Origin of the sequence: Corynebacterium genitalium ATCC 33030 (genome assembly GCF_000143825.1) — a bacterium.
Classification (GTDB): Bacteria; Actinomycetota; Actinomycetes; order Mycobacteriales; family Mycobacteriaceae; genus Corynebacterium; species Corynebacterium genitalium.
The window spans coordinates 1,507,178-1,523,462 of sequence record NZ_CM000961.1; the positions used below are offsets into that span (position 1 = coordinate 1,507,178).

At 63.4% G+C, this 16,285-nt stretch carries 16 protein-coding genes; 8 read left to right on the forward strand and 8 right to left on the reverse strand.

What is annotated here, in order from left to right:
• The first annotated feature begins 87 nt into the window (after positions 1–87).
• Entirely contained in the window at positions 88–966 is an 879-nt protein-coding gene (locus HMPREF0291_RS07075) for a PspA/IM30 family protein (RefSeq protein ID WP_005289774.1), read from the forward strand.
• A 20-nt stretch (positions 967–986) separates the two neighbouring features.
• On the opposite strand, the gene HMPREF0291_RS07080 is transcribed toward HMPREF0291_RS07075, so the two are convergent.
• From HMPREF0291_RS07080 to HMPREF0291_RS11335, 4 genes are all read right to left on the reverse strand, one after another.
• Positions 987–1,604: an energy-coupling factor transporter transmembrane component T family protein gene (locus HMPREF0291_RS07080; protein WP_005289777.1), complete on the reverse strand. Its 618-nt coding sequence runs from the start codon at positions 1,602–1,604 to the stop codon at positions 987–989.
• Complete coding sequence (locus tag HMPREF0291_RS07085; protein WP_005289781.1) at positions 1,601–2,290, reverse strand: energy-coupling factor ABC transporter ATP-binding protein; 690 nt, start codon at positions 2,288–2,290, stop codon at positions 1,601–1,603. Before HMPREF0291_RS07085 ends, HMPREF0291_RS07080 begins: the two co-directional genes overlap by 4 nt.
• Positions 2,291–2,299: 9 nt before the next feature.
• Positions 2,300–2,890, reverse strand: a complete 591-nt coding sequence (locus HMPREF0291_RS07090; RefSeq protein ID WP_005289783.1) for a biotin transporter BioY — start codon at positions 2,888–2,890, stop codon at positions 2,300–2,302.
• Positions 2,891–2,953: 63 nt separating this feature from the next.
• Complete coding sequence (locus HMPREF0291_RS11335; protein ID WP_005289786.1) at positions 2,954–4,063, reverse strand: HNH endonuclease signature motif containing protein; 1,110 nt, start codon at positions 4,061–4,063, stop codon at positions 2,954–2,956.
• Between the two features lie 156 nt (positions 4,064–4,219).
• Between HMPREF0291_RS11335 and HMPREF0291_RS07100 the strand changes: the two genes are divergently transcribed.
• The 3 genes from HMPREF0291_RS07100 (at position 4,220) to HMPREF0291_RS07110 (ending at position 6,360) form a co-directional block, all read left to right on the forward strand.
• Positions 4,220–4,435, forward strand: a complete 216-nt coding sequence (locus HMPREF0291_RS07100) for a DUF3046 domain-containing protein (RefSeq protein WP_005289788.1) — start codon at positions 4,220–4,222, stop codon at positions 4,433–4,435.
• A gap of 192 nt (positions 4,436–4,627) precedes the next feature.
• A complete protein-coding gene (recA, locus tag HMPREF0291_RS07105) occupies positions 4,628–5,749 on the forward strand; it encodes a recombinase RecA (RefSeq protein WP_040423645.1) in 1,122 nt (373 codons plus the stop codon).
• Positions 5,749–6,360 carry a regulatory protein RecX gene (locus tag HMPREF0291_RS07110; RefSeq protein WP_005289791.1) on the forward strand — a complete coding sequence of 204 codons (612 nt, stop codon included), beginning with the start codon at positions 5,749–5,751 and terminating at the stop codon, positions 6,358–6,360. Before recA ends, HMPREF0291_RS07110 begins: the two co-directional genes overlap by 1 nt.
• Positions 6,361–6,381: 21 nt before the next feature.
• Here the strand turns inward: HMPREF0291_RS07110 and HMPREF0291_RS07115 are convergent, their stop codons facing one another.
• Positions 6,382–7,236: a glutamate ABC transporter substrate-binding protein gene (locus tag HMPREF0291_RS07115; RefSeq protein ID WP_005289793.1), complete on the reverse strand. Its 855-nt coding sequence runs from the start codon at positions 7,234–7,236 to the stop codon at positions 6,382–6,384.
• A gap of 32 nt (positions 7,237–7,268) precedes the next feature.
• Between HMPREF0291_RS07115 and miaB the strand changes: the two genes are divergently transcribed.
• From miaB to HMPREF0291_RS07135, 4 genes are all read left to right on the forward strand, one after another.
• Entirely contained in the window at positions 7,269–8,855 is a 1,587-nt protein-coding gene (gene miaB / locus HMPREF0291_RS07120; RefSeq protein WP_156774827.1) for a tRNA (N6-isopentenyl adenosine(37)-C2)-methylthiotransferase MiaB, read from the forward strand.
• A 7-nt stretch (positions 8,856–8,862) separates the two neighbouring features.
• Positions 8,863–9,507 carry an Rv2732c family membrane protein gene (locus HMPREF0291_RS07125; protein ID WP_005289797.1) on the forward strand — a complete coding sequence of 215 codons (645 nt, stop codon included), beginning with the start codon at positions 8,863–8,865 and terminating at the stop codon, positions 9,505–9,507.
• Positions 9,508–9,635: 128 nt separating this feature from the next.
• On the forward strand, positions 9,636–10,787 hold the full coding sequence (locus tag HMPREF0291_RS07130; RefSeq protein WP_005289799.1) for a hypothetical protein: 1,152 nt from the start codon (positions 9,636–9,638) through the stop codon (positions 10,785–10,787).
• A gap of 150 nt (positions 10,788–10,937) precedes the next feature.
• The gene (locus HMPREF0291_RS07135) at positions 10,938–12,065 is read left to right on the forward strand and encodes a hypothetical protein (protein WP_005289801.1); all 1,128 of its coding nucleotides are present in this window, start codon (positions 10,938–10,940) and stop codon (positions 12,063–12,065) included.
• Positions 12,066–12,089: 24 nt separating this feature from the next.
• On the opposite strand, the gene HMPREF0291_RS07140 is transcribed toward HMPREF0291_RS07135, so the two are convergent.
• The 3 genes from HMPREF0291_RS07140 to HMPREF0291_RS07150 form a co-directional block, all read right to left on the reverse strand.
• A complete protein-coding gene (locus HMPREF0291_RS07140) occupies positions 12,090–13,664 on the reverse strand; it encodes an FMN-binding glutamate synthase family protein (RefSeq protein ID WP_005289803.1) in 1,575 nt (524 codons plus the stop codon).
• Between the two features lie 187 nt (positions 13,665–13,851).
• The gene (locus tag HMPREF0291_RS07145) at positions 13,852–14,925 is read right to left on the reverse strand and encodes a GNAT family N-acetyltransferase (RefSeq protein ID WP_005289805.1); all 1,074 of its coding nucleotides are present in this window, start codon (positions 14,923–14,925) and stop codon (positions 13,852–13,854) included.
• Position 14,926: 1 nt separating this feature from the next.
• The gene (locus HMPREF0291_RS07150; RefSeq protein WP_040424388.1) at positions 14,927–16,249 is read right to left on the reverse strand and encodes a DUF349 domain-containing protein; all 1,323 of its coding nucleotides are present in this window, start codon (positions 16,247–16,249) and stop codon (positions 14,927–14,929) included.
• Positions 16,250–16,285: the final 36 nt, after the last annotated feature.

The following is a 16,285-nucleotide window of genomic DNA, read 5'->3' on the forward strand; positions in this document are numbered from 1 at the left end:
GTTCTCCCGCGCACGGCTGGCACCACTCGGCTACCATGTAGGCGTTAAAGATTCTTTAGACATCGCCGCAGAAAGGCTCGAACACTCATGGCTAACCCGTTCACCAAGTTCTGGAACTACCTCATGGCCCTCTTCGATAACAAGATCGAGGAGAACGCAGACCCGAAGATCCAGATCGAGCAGGCGATTGGCCAAGCCCAGCGCCAGCACCAGGCCCTGAGCCAGCAGGCAGCTGCCGTGATCGGCAACCAGCGCCAGCTGGAGATGCAGCTCAACCGCCGTCTGGCGGATGTCGAGAAGCTGCAGGCGAACACCAAGCAGGCGCTGCAGCTGTCCGACAAGGCACGGTCCGAGGGCGACATGCAGAAGGCCACCGAGTACGAAAACGCGGCCGAGGCTTTCGCCGCCCAGCTGGTCACCGCGGAGCAGGGCGTGGAGGACACCAAGGTTCTGCACGATCAGGCGCTGCAGCAGGCACAGCAGGCTAAGCAGGCCGTCGAGCGCAACTCCATGCAGCTCCAGCAGCAGGTCGCTGAGCGCTCCAAGCTTCTGTCCCAGCTGGAGCAGGCCAAGATGCAGGAGAAGGTCGCCGAGTCCCTGCAGTCCATGAACTCCATCACCGGCGGCAACCAGCCGAACCTGGACCAGGTCCGCGAGAAGATCGAGCGCCGCTACTCCAACGCACTCGGCCAGGCTGAACTGGCACAGAACTCCGTCCAGGGCCGCATGGCTGAGGTGGAGCAGGCAGGCATCCAGATGGCCGGCCACTCCCGTCTCGAGCAGATCCGCGCAGAAATGGGCGGTGGCGCTCTCGAGTCCGGTCAGCAGCAGGCTCTGCCGCAGGCCAACCAGGCGCCGAGCCAGCAGCCGCAGATTCAGGGTGGCTACCAGTCCAACACCGATGCGCCGGACGTGTCTAGCGATGCTGTCGCAGAGCGCATGCGTGAGCTGCGCGGCGATCACTAAAAACCCCTGCGGCGAAGCCGCTAATCGACGGCTCCTCGCGCCATGAGCGCCTCACCCGTGAGCTGAGCGCGGCGAACGCTGCGGATCACCAGCGGAGTCCCGAAAGCCAGGAGCGACGTATTCGCGCCCCTGGCTTTTCGCGCGTCTAGGGACTCATTGGCGGTGTTGAACAGCAGCGGGATCTGACGGATGGTCAGGGCGATAGCCAGGCTGATCGTGTCCACCGGCACCCCGATGCGTGCGAGCGGCGCCATGTTCGACTCGAGGGCCTCCATGAGTTCCTCGATGGTGGTCGTCAGGGTCAGCAACGTGGCCGCCATGAAGGTGGCAATCAGCCCGACCAAGGTGGTGAGCATGTTCATCCACCCGTTCTGCCACCACATGAATGCGCCGAGGAACGCCATGATCGGCAGGACCGGGGCGACTTGCCGCCATGCTGTGTCCACCGGAATGCCGGCAATGGCGTAGAAGCCGAAGATGCCAGCAAGGACACCCAGCGCATGCCACGGCTGGGTGGGCAGCCACACCACGAGGATGATGAACACGACGAGCGCGACGAACTTCGCAGTTGGGGACGCGCGGTGCAGCAGTGTGTCGCCGGGCACGTAAACACCGAGCGGGAGTTCTCGCAGGCTCATGGCGTGCGCTTCATCAAATCGCGGTAGAACGCGACCGCGTCAGCGGGAGGGCCGTCGTAGACGAGCTCACTGTCGTTGATGCACAGCACGCGGTCGAAGTTGTCGAGCATCTCCAGGTCATGCGTGACGACGATCAACTGCTGGTCCAACCCCTCCAACTCCTGAATAATCCGGCGCCGGTTACGCAGGTCCAGAAGGGTGGTTGGTTCGTCCGCAATGATCGTCTCCGGTTCGATGACGAGCACGGCGGCTAGCGCGAGCATCTGCTTTTCGCCGCCGGAGAGGGTGTGGGGCGAGTTTTCGGCGCGGTCGCCGAGCTGGAAACGTTCCAGCATCTCGTCGACTCGGGCGTTGACCTCCTGTTTGGGCAGTTTGAACCGGCGCAGAGAGAAGGCGATGTCGTCGCGGACCCGCGGCATGACGATCTGGGCTTCGGCATCGGAGAAGATGAACCCTACCCGGCGGCGGATGTCTTTGCCGTGGGAGTGGGTGGCTAGTCCGTCGTAACGCACGGCGCCCGACGTCGGCTCAATGAGACCGTTGACCATGCGCACCAACGTCGACTTGCCTGAACCGTTGGAGCCGATGATGCCGATGCGCTGCTCAGACAGCTCGAAGGACAGCGGCTGGAGAATGACCGAGCCGTCGTAGGCGACGCACGCGCGGTCGAACGTGATTGTGGGCACGGTGCACGCCTAGCTGCGGCGCAGTTGCGGGAATGCCGCGTGGACAGCAAGCGCGATGGCGATCATGACGGCGAGCTTGCCCAAATCGGGGAGAACGAACGCGCCCTGGGCGGCGATCGCCGCGCCGAAGCTCATGTCCGCGCGCCACATCATGCCCAGCGAACCGAAGAGGTACTGCAAAGCGAGGGCGACCACGCCGGCGAGAATGAATATGGCCACGGTCGCGCCCTTCTTCACCCAGGGGGAGCGGTAGGCGATCAGACCAGCGATGAAGGCACCGATGAGGTAACCGACCAGATATCCGATTGTCACGCCCGCGAAAGCTTGAATGACGGTGCGGCCGCCGGCGAGAACCGGAAGAAAAAGTCCCACGAGAAGGAACAGGCCGGTGGCAAGGAACCCCCGACGGGCACCGAGGACGAGGCCGGCGAGGATGGTGGCGGCGTTCTGTAAGACAATCGGCACACCGGCAGCGCCGACCGGGATGGCCAAGAAACCGAGCACGGCGATCAGGGCGGCGAAGACTGCGACGTAGGCGATATCGAGCGCGGTACTAGAGCTGCCGTTGCCGCGGGCAGTGGTGTCAGTCGTTGTCGTCATGGACAACACAATAGCGGACCCAATTGAACACCGTTCAAGAGGTGCTGCGCGGGGAACCCTGCGTTAGCTCGCTGCGGCGTACTGCACGGTGCCGAAGAGCGCGTCCATTGCTCCGTACGGATGCTTCGTGTTCGTCCGCGGGTAGCCCCTCGGTGAGACGTACACCGGGCGGCCCGCGCGGATCTCGATGCGGCCGCGCTTGCTGATGTGGGGATCATCGTCGTTGACGCGGTTGTGGTACTCGCAGACGATGGCCAAGTTGTCAATGTTGGTGACACCGCCGTTTTTCCACGGGTCGACGTGGTGGACTTGGCAGAGGTCGGCGGGCATCCGGCAATCCGGGTTCGCGCAGATAGGCTGAGTGATTTTGGCCAGGGTGCGCTGCTTCTCCGACGCGAAACGCAGGTCCCGGTAATGGTTGAGCGGGCCCTCGGTTGGGTGGAACAGGGCGGCCTCAAGGCCGTAGGCGGGATTCTGGAAGTACTGTGCCAGGAAGTCCTTGCCAGTGATGGTGGTGCCGTCGGTCAAGCCTAGGAGGACGTCATCACCCTTGCCGGCGTGAATCTGCGCCAGGTCAGGGGCGGGGACGATGATGGTCGGCCGCGGTGCCGCCTCGGGGACTCCTGCGCCTGAGCGCATCAGCTCTTCGAAGGCGTCGGCCATCTGCGGCGCGGCCGGCAAATCGCGAGAAATGTTCGAGCGCAGCGTCGCTTCGAGCGCCGCCATGACGTGCTCGCAGGCGGTGATGACTGCCGTGCGCATCCCCTTGACCGATGCGCCGAATGACACGCCCTTGCGCGGGTTGACTTCTTTCGCCGGAAGAATCGCCTTGGCGTAGCGCGCCAGCCCCGCACACGTTGTTACGGTGCTGGCAGCCGCAGCGATGAGCTTTGCCCGGAACCCGGCGCGCTCGACGTCGGAGGTGACGTGCTTGATGGAGCGTTCGATCTGGGCGAGCATGTCGACGCACACCCCGCCCGACCGGGCGGCGTCGGCGGCGTCGCGCTGCGCCACGGCTAACGACGACGACCGTGCTGGCCCGTAGTAGGCCGCATGCACCAAGGTCAGCTCGGCTACCCGGGCTGGTGCAAGGCCGGCCGCGAGGAAGGCATCGCGGTCGAAACCCGCGAGGTCGTCCACCCCGATGCTGGTGAGGAAGTCAAGTAAGTTCACGCCCTCACGCTAAGTGGGCCTCACCATGGCTGGCAAGGGATGTTTGCGCACTACAGTGAGCAAACTCAAAGAACGTGTCCCGTTGCCGGGCAGTCTTATATGGGGTTGGGCAATGGCCGTCGATAAGCGAACGGCGGTGCGCGTATCCTTGGCCGCATGCGCTTGACGGAATTCCAACAGCTAATCCACGACGAGTTCGGTGACGCGAAAGGCCAGTGGGTCGTGTCATCCCACGTCTTTCCCGGGGAGGGTAAGACGGCGGAGGAGCTGATCGAAAGTGGAGTCGATCCGCGCTACGTGTGGGAGGGGCTGTGCGAGGCGTTTGACGTGCCGGAAGAGCGCAGGTTGGGCGTGGATAAGCCAGGGGAGTGACGCGACGGAAACTTTCTTTTCGAACATTCGTGCGTGTATATTCGAAACAATGTCCGTTGCCAAAGTAGATTGAGTTTCTGACAACGGGGAACCGGAAACGGGTCTTCGGCGGTCTAACGAAATATGCAGACCGTAACCGACCCAGATAACAGCACAGACAGCACAGTTATTAGCGAAAGGACTGACCACGCGATGGCGACGAAGAAGAAGGCAAGCAACACAGGCAACGACCGCCAAAACGCGCTCGACGCGGCGATGGCCATGATCGAGAAGGACTTCGGCAAGGGCGCCATTATGCGCCTGGGCGACGATAACCGCCCGCCGATCCAGGCGATTTCCTCCGGCAACACTGCCGTCGACGTGGCGCTGGGCATTGGCGGGTGGCCACGCGGCCGCATTGTCGAGATCTACGGCCCGGAGTCGTCCGGTAAGACCACGGTGGCGCTGCACGCCATCGCAGAAGCTCAGCGCGCTGGCGGCATCGCAGCGTTCATCGACGCGGAGCACGCGCTGGACCCGGAGTACGCCAAGAAGCTCGGCGTGGACACCGACAACTTGCTGGTTTCCCAGCCGGACACCGGTGAGCAGGCGCTGGAGATTGCGGACATGCTGGTGCGTTCCGGCGCGATCGACATGATCGTCATCGACTCCGTCGCCGCCCTGACCCCGAAGGCTGAGATCGAAGGCGAAATGGGCGACAGCCACGTCGGCCTCCAGGCCCGCTTGATGTCCCAGGCGCTGCGCAAGATGACGGGTGCGCTGTACAACTCCGGCACCACCGCCATCTTCATTAACCAGCTGCGTGAGAAGATTGGCGTCATGTTCGGCTCGCCGGAGACCACCACCGGTGGTAAGGCCCTGAAGTTCTACGCGTCCGTGCGGTGCGATGTCCGCCGCATCCAGACGCTCAAGGACGGACAGGACTCGATCGGTAACCGCACGCGCCTGAAGATCGTGAAGAACAAGGTTTCCCCGCCGTTCAAGGTCGCCGAGTTCGACATCATGTACGGCGAAGGCATCTCGCGCGAGTCGTCGATCATCGACATGGGTGTGGACAACGGGATCATCAAGAAGTCCGGTTCGTGGTTCACCTACGAGGGCGATCAGCTGGGCCAGGGCAAGGAAAAGGCGCGCATTTTCTTGAAGGAGAACCCGGAGCTGGCGAATGAGTTGGAGCGCAAGATCTTCGAGAAGCTCGGGGTGGGCGAGTTCGCCGGTCAGGACCAGCTGTCCGACGACCCGGTGGACATGGTGCCCAACATCGACTTCGACGACGATGAAGCCGACGAGCTCGCCGGCGCCGCTCAAGAGTAGTGCCGGACTATCCCGCGCCTGACCCGGAGAAGCTGCGCAAGCTGCAGGAAGCGCTCGACGAGTATGCGGCGGGCCAACACGCCCCGCTTATCGACGAAGCCCACGAGAAGGAAACCTCGCGCATCCGCGAGAAAGCACTGCGGTTGTTGGACCAGCGCTCCCGCTCGCGCCACGAGCTGCGCGAGCGGCTGGTGGGCACGGGGCCAGAGCCGCAGTTCGAGCCGGACCTCATCGACGAGGTGCTGGGCGCCTTAGAGTCGAGCGGGCTTATCGACGACGCATCCTTCGCCCACGAATGGGTCCGCCAGCGCGCTACTGCCCGGGGCAAGTCCGCTCGCGCCCTTGACCTCGAGCTGCGGAACAAGGGCGTTGCCGAGCCGCTGCGTGCCGAAGCGCTCGCGCAGATCACAGCCGAGGATGAGGAAGCTCAAGCGCGGGTAGTCGCGGAAAAGAAAGTCCGCGAAGTGAAGGCGCCGCCGGAAGACCGCGCCGAGTACGACAAGGTGCTCCGCCGCGTCGTCGGCGTGTTGGCTCGTCGTGGGTATAACTCGGAGCTGACCATGCGCGTTGCGCGGGAAACGCTCGACGCGCGCATCGCTGAGGTGGGCTGAGCCCGGGCGACGATGGCAGCGCTAGTTCAGGAAGGACATGTCGCCCGGGGTGTCCGCCTGCACGGCGGCATCGGAGGCGAGGTGCTCGTCGACGAAGCGGTCGAAGGAACCGTCGTCGTGCATTTTCTCCAGCGCCTCATTGACGGCTGAGACGCTGGCATCATTGTCGCGGGGGAGGCCGAGGCCGTAGTGCTCGTCGTTAAGCGGTGCGCCATCGCGCTCCAATGGGACGAGCTGGAACACCCCTGGCTCGTGCGCGGAGAACCCGGAGAGAATCGCCGCGTCGGTGGACAGGGCGTCGACCGCCCCGGCGCGCAGAGCGTCGAGGCACGCGGTGTAGCTGTCGTATTCGGCAAGGACCACGCCCGGAATGTCCTCGCGCAGTGTTTTCGCGGCCGTCGTGCCGGTGACAAAGCACAGGTTCTTGCCGTCGAGCGACTCCAGCCCCGTGATGTCAGACCCGTCCACCGTGAGTAGCGCCTGGTGGGTCAGCAGGTACGGCCCAGCGAAAGAAACTTCTTTAGTGCGCTTGGCGTCGATGGAATAGTTCGAGGCGACCATGTCCACGTACCCGTTGTCCAGCAGTGACGCACGTTGGCCGGGCGGGGTCTCGCGCCATTCGATCTCGGGGTGGTCCCACCCGTTGTCGTCGGCGATCGAGTTGATCACGTAGGTGGCGATGTCGATGTCGAGGCCGGCGGGGGAGCCGTCGTCACGCATCATGCTCAGACCGGGATTTGTGAACGCGGAGCCCACATCGACGCGGCCGGATTCGATCTGGGCCAGAAGATCCTGATCATCCGGCGAACCGCACGCACTGAGTCCACTGACTCCGAGAACCGAGACGAGCGCGGCAGCAAGGTGGATCGAGCGCATGGGACCAACGTTACGCGGTTAGGACTCTCTCGGTGCGCGGAATACACTGTGTCACCGTGACACTAGCGACGAGCACTGCAAACGGAACCAGCCAGCACCCCCGCACCTACGAGGTGCGCACGTTCGGCTGCCAGATGAACGTGCACGATTCCGAGCGGCTGTCCGGCCTGCTGGAAGACGCTGGATACGTCGCGGCGACTGACGACGACGCCGACCTGATCGTCTTCAACACCTGCGCCGTCCGCGAAAACGCTGACAAGCGCCTTTACGGCACGCTGGGTGCGCTGCGCGACAAGAAGCGGCACCACCCGGGCATGCAGATCGCGGTCGGCGGCTGCCTCGCGCAGAAGGACCGCGACACGGTGGTGGAGAAGGCGCCGTGGGTTGACGCGGTGTTTGGCACGCACAACATGTCGGCGTTGCCGGCACTGCTTGACCGCGCCCGTGTTGAGGAGGAGGCGCAGGTCGAGGTCGTCGAATCCCTCGAAGTTTTCCCGTCGGTGCTGCCGGCGAAGCGAGAGTCCTCCTACGCCGGCTGGGTGAGCGTGTCGGTGGGGTGCAACAACACGTGCACGTTCTGCATCGTGCCGTCGTTGCGCGGCAAGGAACAGGACCGCCGCCCGGGCGACATCCTCGCTGAAGTGCAGGCGCTCGTGGACCAGGGTGTGTCCGAGGTGACTCTCCTGGGCCAGAACGTCAACGCGTACGGCGTGAACTTCGTCGACCCGGACATGCCGCGCGACCGCTCGGCGTTTTCGAAGCTCCCGCGCGCGTGCGGCGAGATCGAGGGCCTGGAGCGGCTGCGCTTCACCTCCCCGCACCCGGCGGAATTCACCTCCGATGTCATCGACGCAATGGCCGAGACACCGAACATCTGCCCGCAGCTGCACATGCCTTTGCAATCCGGGTCCGACAAGGTGCTCAAGGATATGCGCCGATCGTACCGTTCGAAGAAGTTCCTCGGCATTCTCGACGAGGTCCGCGCGAAGCTGCCGCACGCGTCCATCACCACGGACATCATCGTGGGTTTCCCGGGTGAGACGGAGGAGGATTTCCAAGCGACGCTCAACGTCGTCGAAAAGGCGCGGTTTACGTCTGCGTACACGTTCCAGTACTCGCCGCGCCCCGGCACGCCCGCCGCGGAAATGGACGGCCAGGTTCCCAAAGAGGTCGTCCAGGAGCGTTTCGAGCGCCTGCTCGCCCTGCAGGAGCGGATCAGTTACGAAGAGAACCTGAAGCTCATCGGCACCTCCCAGGAGCTGCTCGTCCAGGAGACGAACGAGAAGAAGGCGGACCGCGCGCAGAGCACGCGGCTGTCCGGGCGCGCACGTGACGGACGGTTGGTGCACTTCGACGCCGGTTCGCTTATCGACGCCGTCCGCCCCGGCGACATCGTCCACGTCACCATCACCGATGCCCGTCCCTTCTACCTCATCGCGGATTCGGGCGTTACGGCGCACCGCCGCACGCTGGCCGGCGACAACTCCGAAGCCGGCCAGGTGCCTACGACCGCGCCTGTCGGGGTGGGGTTAGGCATGCCGAAGATCGGTGCGCCGGTAGCTGCGCCCGCTGCAGCTGGCGCGGCCGGCGCGGGCGGGGCATGCGGGAGCTGCGGATAGGAGGATCATGAGCAACCCGACGCAGACCGAACTCGCCCAGCAGGAGAAGCACTCCGCTGACACCCTCGATCTAGGCTGGCACCAATGGCTACTGGTCGGTGCGATCGTTGTTTACGTGGTGTCTCTGTTCCTACCCTTCGCTGGCGACACCACGGGCCTTCAGATGCTCACGTTCACCGAGGCGGACGGCATGTCGATCGCGGTCACGGAGCGGCTATTCACTCTCTTGTCGTTTCTGTGCCTGGTGGTATTCACGCTGTTGACGGTGATCCTGCGGCGCACGTCGTTAGCCTTGCTGGCGTGGATGGCCGGTTGCGTCGCGTTAGTCATGGCGCTGCTGGGCTTGTGGCTGCGCCAGACCAGCTCGGCAGCCGCCGCGGGGGTGACATCTGGGGCCGGTATTTACGTGGCAATCCTCGCGGTCATCGTGGCTATTCCGGTGCTGTCGGTCGCCTGGATGCGCCGCACCCCCGAGCAAAAACGCCTGGAGGAGCAGCGGCGCGAGCAGACGGAGTTCAACCCCGTCGCTGATCTGCAGACGGATGCGGCGACGCAGGCCGTGCGGCGCACAGACGGCGCGGGCTCCATTGTCGACGACCGCCGCCAGCGGGCAGCCCAGCGCCACCGTCAAACCGGGTACGCGCACGACTAAATAGGGGCGGGACGCAGTACGCAGAGCATAGGCTCACCGCCCGGGATCGGTACAACCACCGCAGCATCAGGAACTTTTCATACTGACGCAGCATTCCACTTCCAGAGTGTGAATGGACGGAGTGCAGCGTGAACGAGCAGCGAAGAAGGTTAGAGAAGCCGACATACGGTGGCGGTACCGACACCCATCCGGAGTACCGCATTACCCCGAACGGGTTGGAGCCTCCGGGCAAGCTGAAGCCGTGGACCATGTTGTACATGGGCAACATGGTGTTGCACCCACCCATGGGCCTAGCGTTCATGTACTGCTTTGCTGCGGGATTGCCCTACGTCGGTAATTCTGGGTGGTTGGGTTTGACCTACGGTGGTGCGCCGTCGGAGCCTGCGGCCGCGAATCTAGCGGAGACGGTCTCCTTCTGGGCGGGTCTCCTCGGCATTTTGCTCGTGATGCTTGTCGCAGCGAATTTTCGGTTCTACTTCCTCATCGTCACAACGACACTGACGTGTGCTGTTTCCACTGCATGCTGGTGCATCGGCGCATTGCAGCGATTCGCCGAGTCGATGAGTAACCCATCTTCTGCGGCAGCCAACCAGGTGCACATTGGTTACTTCCTGCTGCCCGTGCTGACGGCGAGCCTCACACTGATGCTCGGCAGCGTGTGGAAGGGATGCGAATGGGCCACCCGTCCGAACGGCAACCAGTTATACGAGCGAAACCGCTATGCGTGGGACCGCCGGTACTACAAGGTGGCCGAAATTAAACGGCCTTTCGAACGGGTCCCGCGTCGTGAGGTCGGCGGCAAGCGATGGCTGCTTCTCGGATGTGTGGGCGCGTTCGTTTTCTTGCTGTCCGCACCGGTGGTAGATGGCTTGAACACGTTTGATGTCTTTTCCGTCGTGGGCGATAACCAGCCCATTAGCAGTACCGGAATCGAGCTGATATTCCTCGTACTTGCCATCGTTGGAGTCGTTGGTTTTGGCATGTGGGTGGTTCTGAGCAACCGTGCCGGCAATGCCGTTTACTGGGCGTGGTTGTTGTCCTGCTCAGCTCAGTGGTGGTGGATGTTCGGCCTTGTCATACAGGAGAAGGAAGGCTGTACCGGCGGAACAGGGAGCTGTTACGACTACGGGTACTACTGGCTATTCTTCACATCTATCGCTGCGTCGATTGTTCTGTATCTGATCAACAACGACCGCGATGCCCACGAGTCTGCGAACGCCCAGTGGCGCCAGGCACAACGACACGAAACGATGGCGAGGTTCAACATCTACTTGCGGTAAGGGGCGGCTCGCTTAGCATTCGAGCCCCGAGCGAACCTGTCGCTCTGTAGCGATGGATTGTCGTGCCGCTGCGGTGGGAACTTTGCCCCGCTTTCGTCACATTGAACTAACAGTGTTCGTGCGGGAAACCGGGAAAAGGGGCGGTAGCTCATGCAGAAGAGACCAACGTACGGCGGCGGTACCGATCACCACCCGGAGTACCGTGTTACCCCGAACGGGTTGGAACCCCCCGGAAAGCTGCGGCCGTGGACGCGGATGTACATGGGCAACATGGTTCGCACGCCGCTGTTTGGACTGGCCATGACGTTCATGATCGCCTTCATGCTGCCATACATCGACAACTACGGTTGGCTGGGAAGCTCCTATGCAAGCTCGAAAGACATGGGATCCCCTCCTGCGAATGTCTTCGAGGCTGTGTCTGTAGTACTCGGATTCGTCGCCATGATGGTGGTGGCAATCGTGTCTATGTACCTGGCGCTCTACGCGCTCATCGTCCTGGCAGCAGTCCTGTGCTTCGCATCCGTTGCCTTGTGGTGTTGTGGGGCAGTGTTTCGTGCAGTTGAAACGGTTGCCGGCTCCGCCTCTGTCGGTACCCATGAGTTCCACGTTGCTTACTACCTTCTCCCACTTATCACGCTGGCGATGGCTGTGATGCTGAGAGGCGTGTGGAAGGGACACGAATGGGCGACTCGTGCGAACGGCAACGAGTTCTACGAGCTCGTACGGCGGCTATGGATCCGAAACTACAATGGAATGCTTACCGTCCCGCCGCCGTACGAACGTGTCTCGCGCCGGGACGTCGGGTGGAAGAGGTGGCTGATGCTGGGGTGTACTGGTGCATTCGTGGTCTTCATGTTTACACCTTCGTTGGACCAGATGAGCGGCTGGAAGTTTCTGAGCATCTTGATCACCACCGGGCAGTTCCTTGGTTTTGACACAGAGTGGGTGTTCCTCGTGCTCGCCACGCTCGGAGTCGTCGTGCTTGGCGCGTGGATTGTCATGAGCAACCGCGCCGGAAACGCGGTGTACTGGGCCTGGTTACTTGCCTGCCTGGGCCAATGGTTCTGGGTTCTGGGGACTTTCGTGCGGGCAGCTGACGGCTGCGCTTCCGGGGCCGAGAACTGTTACAGCTCCGGCTATTACGCTTTGTTCCTTACCTCCGTAGCTGCATCGATCGTGCTGTACCTGATTAACAACGATCGTGATGCCCACGAGTCTGCTCACGCCGAATGGCGCCAGGCGCTGCGCGAACAAGGTGGTGGAGATGGCAACGCCTAACGGAAAGAGTGCTCCTCCCGGCGGCTACCTGTGCTGCGTCTTCACAGGCAGTCGGAACTCGTCGGGTGAGGCGTGGCGCCAGGCTTCGGACCATTGAGAGGGGGCGTCGTCAAGCAATTGCCCGGGCTCGAGCCAGTCGAACAGTGCCTCGTAGGAAAGCGTGACACCTGGCTCGATGACTTTGCGCAGCATCGCTGGGGTGAGGTCGTCCGGGTGGGATGCGCCGCACGCCGCCATCATGGTGGTGGCTTGGCGCACGGTAGCCTGCTGGAAACGCTGCACGCGTTGGGCTTTGAGGTCGACGTCGATGGCGCGCTGGCGCCAGTTGCTCTGGGTGGCCACGCCGGAGGGGCACTTGCCGGTCTGGCACTTCTGGGCTTGGATGCAGCCGACGGCCATCATCATTGCGCGGGCGGAGTTGGTGTAGTCAGCGCCCTGGATGAGGCGCTTCACAATGTCATTCGACGCCGCCACCTTGCCGGATGCCCCGAGCTTGACCTTGTCGCGCAGGTTCGTGCCGACGAGCGCATTGTGCATCATCTGCAAGCCCTCGGTCAGCGGGAGCCCCATGTGGTCCTCGAACTCGAGCGGGGCGGCGGCGGTACCGCCTTCCGCGCCATCGATAGTGATGAAGTCTGGCGCGGTCCCCACCTGCTCAATTGCTTTGCAGATTGACAGCACGTCGATCATGGAGCCGACGCACATCTTGAAGCCGATCGGCTTGCCGCCGGAGACCTCCCGGATGTGGGCGATGAACTCGATCAGCTCGACCGGGGTAGAAAAGACACGGTGGCGGCTGGGGGAGAGGCAGTCCTCGCCGACGGGGATGTCGCGCACGCGGGCGATCTCCTCGGTCACTTTCGGGCCGGGCAGCATGCCGCCGAGGCCGGGTTTGGCACCCTGCGACAGCTTCAGCTCGATCATCTTCACCTGGTCGATCTGCGCGATGTCCTTGAACTTCGCCTCGTCGAAGCCGCCGTCTTCGGTGCGGCAGCCGAAGTAGCCGGTGCCCAGCTGCCACACGATGTCACCGTTGTTCTCCAGGTGGTATTTGCTCAGGCCACCTTCGCCGGTGTTATGGGCGAATCCGCCGAGCTCAGCACCCTTGTTCAGCGCGCGGATGGCATTGGCGGACAGTGCGCCGAAGGACATGCCAGAGATGTTCATCAGCGCCATGTCGTATGGTTGCGAGCACTCCGCACCACCGATGTTCACCCGCGGCGGGTCCTCCGGCACCTCCGCCGGGACCACCGAGTGCACAAGGTACTCATAACCCGCCTGCGACACTTCCCTCTCGGTGCCGAAGGACCGTTCCCCATCGGTGCCGTCGGCGCGCTGGTTGATCACTTCACGGGTTTGCGCGTCGAACGGTTTGCCGTCGGCTTCGCCCTCGATGAAGTACTGATGGATCTCCGGGCGGATCTCCTTTGCCAGGTAGCGCGCGTGCCCCAGCACAGGGTAATTGCGCAGAATGTTGTTTTTCGGCTGGATCAAATCGTTCGCAGCAAGGCCCGCGGCCGCGGCCGCCACAGCGCCAGCCACTGTTTTGCCCGGGTTGCTGCCTACAAGTTTGCTTATCGACGAAAATCGCTTACCCACTAGCCATCACCTTCAATGATCACGGGATTGTTCCGCTCACCAACGTACCTATTCGCCGCTGCGCTGTCTGAGGAGCAATTCCCTCGCCTAGGAAAGAGGTCTGCGGAAAAGTTGACAGACCCGATCCGCGCTTTGAAAGTTCGTGCAGGTCAGAGGGCTGAGGGTGGGTAAACAAGAATCCAGTTTGTCAACTTTTCCGCACGTGCTTCTGCCACGCGGTCGCATACGAGATGATTTCGGGCGACAACGGCCGGAGAAGCCGTGCAGCAGGTTCGCTCTCGGCGGGGTAGGAGGCATACGCTGTCTCGACCTTCGGCCATTCAGTCTTCGCGGCGGCGAGGAGATTTTCAAGCATCCGCTTTGCGGCGCCCTGGCCCCGATACTCGGGAAGCACGTAGATGAGCCCGAGCTCCATGAGTCGGTCGTCGTCGACATCGTAGTGGACGGCTTCTGCCATCCCGATCACTTTGCCATCAGGGGCGTGGGCGACCGCGGTGAGTTGGGTCCCGCCCCGGTCCATCAAGCGGGCGCTCGCGTCACGGAGACGCTGCTCAGTCCAATTGATCGAGTCGAGGATGAGGTCACCGCGCGGATAATCCCGCGAAGAACCGGACAACAATGCCCGCAGCGATGGTAGGTCATCAGGGTTGAAGCCCATGTTGCGGACAACGGAGATGCCCGGGCCTGCTGCCTCCGCCGCAACCGCGCCCAGCGAGAACGTCGCCTGCGCCTCGTGGTACGCAGCTGAATATCCGTGACTGGTGAGACTCAGTTCGGGTTCAACTAGAGGCTCGCCCGAGTGCGTGACCCACACTTGCCGGATGGGGCGGTCGAAGGAGGCGGAAAGGGCGTCGATAAGCGAAAGGGCGGCGACCCACGGCTCACGCGGAACGGGCTCTCCGGACCCGGGGACGGGCGCGACGGCGGCGTCGAGAGTGACGGTCGCTTCGATCACGCGTGTGTCCTCGAGTAGGGGCAGGGAGATGAAGACCCACGCGGCGATGTCGGCGAGATCGTCGACATGCACCTCCGGATATCCGAGCGGGCCGAGCGGACGCGGTGCCTGCAGGTCAGTTAGCGCGAACAAAAAAGCCTCGGACTCCGCGGAGCCCTCGAGGCGCTTCGCCATGTGGGCGGCGCTCACGCCGGAGTAGGGGCTGCCGGTGATGTCCTGGATGGCGAGGGTCGCTGAGAACACATACGCGCCCACGACGTCGCCGGAGTCGCGGCCGCCGTGGGCGTAGATGAGGGGAGTGAGCAAGCTAGTCGTTCAACGCCTTCGCGGCGACATCAGCGAACTCCTGCCACTGCTCCGCCTGCCCGCGCAGCTCCGCGGCCTGCTTTGCATTGCCCTTGGCTTCGGCGGCGTCGGCCTTGGCGCGGAAATCGTCCGCCTTGACCTGGAACTGGTTGGCCTTGTCCTGCTGGACCGGGTTGGACTTGCGCCACTGGGCTTCCTCGGCGTCGGACACGCGCTGCTCGATGTCGCCGATCTTGTCCTCGTATTCGCGCATCTTATTGCGCGGGACGTAACCGATCGCGTCCCATTTCTCCTGCAGCTCACGCAGTTTGGACTTGGCGGCGCCGAGGCCCTTCTCCGGGTCAATCAGTGAGTCGTACTCAGCGATGAGTGCATCCTTGGCCTGCGCGTTGGCTTCGTACTCGCGGTCGCGCTCGTCATTGACGGCGTTGCGGGCCGCGAAGAAGTGGTCCTGAGCGGCGCGGAAGCGGTTCCACAGCTTGTCGTCGACGTCGCGCGGGGCGCGGCCGGCGGCTTTCCATTCCGTCATTAAGTCGCGGTAGGCGCGGGCGGTGTCGTTCCAGTCGGTGGAGTCCTTGAGCTTCTCGGCGCGCGCGATGAGCTCCTCCTTCTTCGCCTTCGCGGCGGCGCGGCCGCGGTCAAGTTCGGCGAAGTGGGCCCCGCGGCGGCGGTTGAAGGAATCGCGGGCCTTGGAGTAGCGCTTCCACAGCCCGTCATCGGTTTTGCGGTCGATGCCGCGGACGGTCTTCCATTCCTCGAGGATGTCGCGGATACGGTCGCCGGCTGCCTTCCACTCAGTGGAGTTCTCGGCCAAGTCTTCGGCCTCCGCGGCGAGGGCTTCCTTGCGCTGAATAGCCTCGGCGCGGCGAGCCTCTTTGGCTTCTTTAGCCTTCTCGCCGGCGGTGTCGGCCTCCTCCAGGAGGGTTTTCAAACGTGTTTCAATCGCGTCCAAGTCACCGACGACAGCCTGCTCATCGAGGGAGCCGATGAGCTGCTGCGCCTGGGTGCGCACCGAGTTCGCGTCTTCCGGGCGGGTGCGCAGGCGGTTTTCCAGCACGCCGACCTCCGTGGACAGATCAGCGAAGCGCTGGGCAAAGTGCTTTAGGCCCTCCTCGGGGCTGCCAGCCTGCCAAGAACCGACGGCGCGTTCAGCACCGCCGCGGATGACGTAGACAGTGCCGTCTTCATCCACGCGACCGAACTCAGCGGCCTTCGCGGTGTCAGCGGCAGAAGCGGGCACAGGGCTCGGCGTGGACGGGGCACCAGCGGGAGCAGCGGGACGTGCACCAGGGCGCGGGCCGGGCTTCGGTGCCCGAGAAGGCATTGCGCCGGGGGAGGGAACCGGCGAGGGCCGGTTGTT

Excerpts from the sequence above, each read along its gene's own strand:
- HMPREF0291_RS07135 (WP_005289801.1), top strand. The coding sequence starts at position 10,938 with ATGCAGAAGAGACCAACGTACGGCGGCGGTACCGATCACCACCCGGAG.
- HMPREF0291_RS07125 (WP_005289797.1), top strand. The coding sequence starts at position 8,863 with ATGAGCAACCCGACGCAGACCGAACTCGCCCAGCAGGAGAAGCACTCC.
- HMPREF0291_RS07075 (WP_005289774.1), top strand. The coding sequence starts at position 88 with ATGGCTAACCCGTTCACCAAGTTCTGGAACTACCTCATGGCCCTCTTC.
- HMPREF0291_RS07150 (WP_040424388.1), bottom strand. The coding sequence starts at position 16,249 with ATGCCTTCTCGGGCACCGAAGCCCGGCCCGCGCCCTGGTGCACGTCCC.
- HMPREF0291_RS07100 (WP_005289788.1), top strand. The coding sequence starts at position 4,220 with ATGCGCTTGACGGAATTCCAACAGCTAATCCACGACGAGTTCGGTGAC.
- HMPREF0291_RS07080 (WP_005289777.1), bottom strand. The coding sequence starts at position 1,604 with ATGAGCCTGCGAGAACTCCCGCTCGGTGTTTACGTGCCCGGCGACACA.
- HMPREF0291_RS07115 (WP_005289793.1), bottom strand. The coding sequence starts at position 7,236 with ATGCGCTCGATCCACCTTGCTGCCGCGCTCGTCTCGGTTCTCGGAGTC.
- HMPREF0291_RS07090 (WP_005289783.1), bottom strand. The coding sequence starts at position 2,890 with ATGACGACAACGACTGACACCACTGCCCGCGGCAACGGCAGCTCTAGT.
- recA (WP_040423645.1), top strand. The coding sequence starts at position 4,628 with ATGGCGACGAAGAAGAAGGCAAGCAACACAGGCAACGACCGCCAAAAC.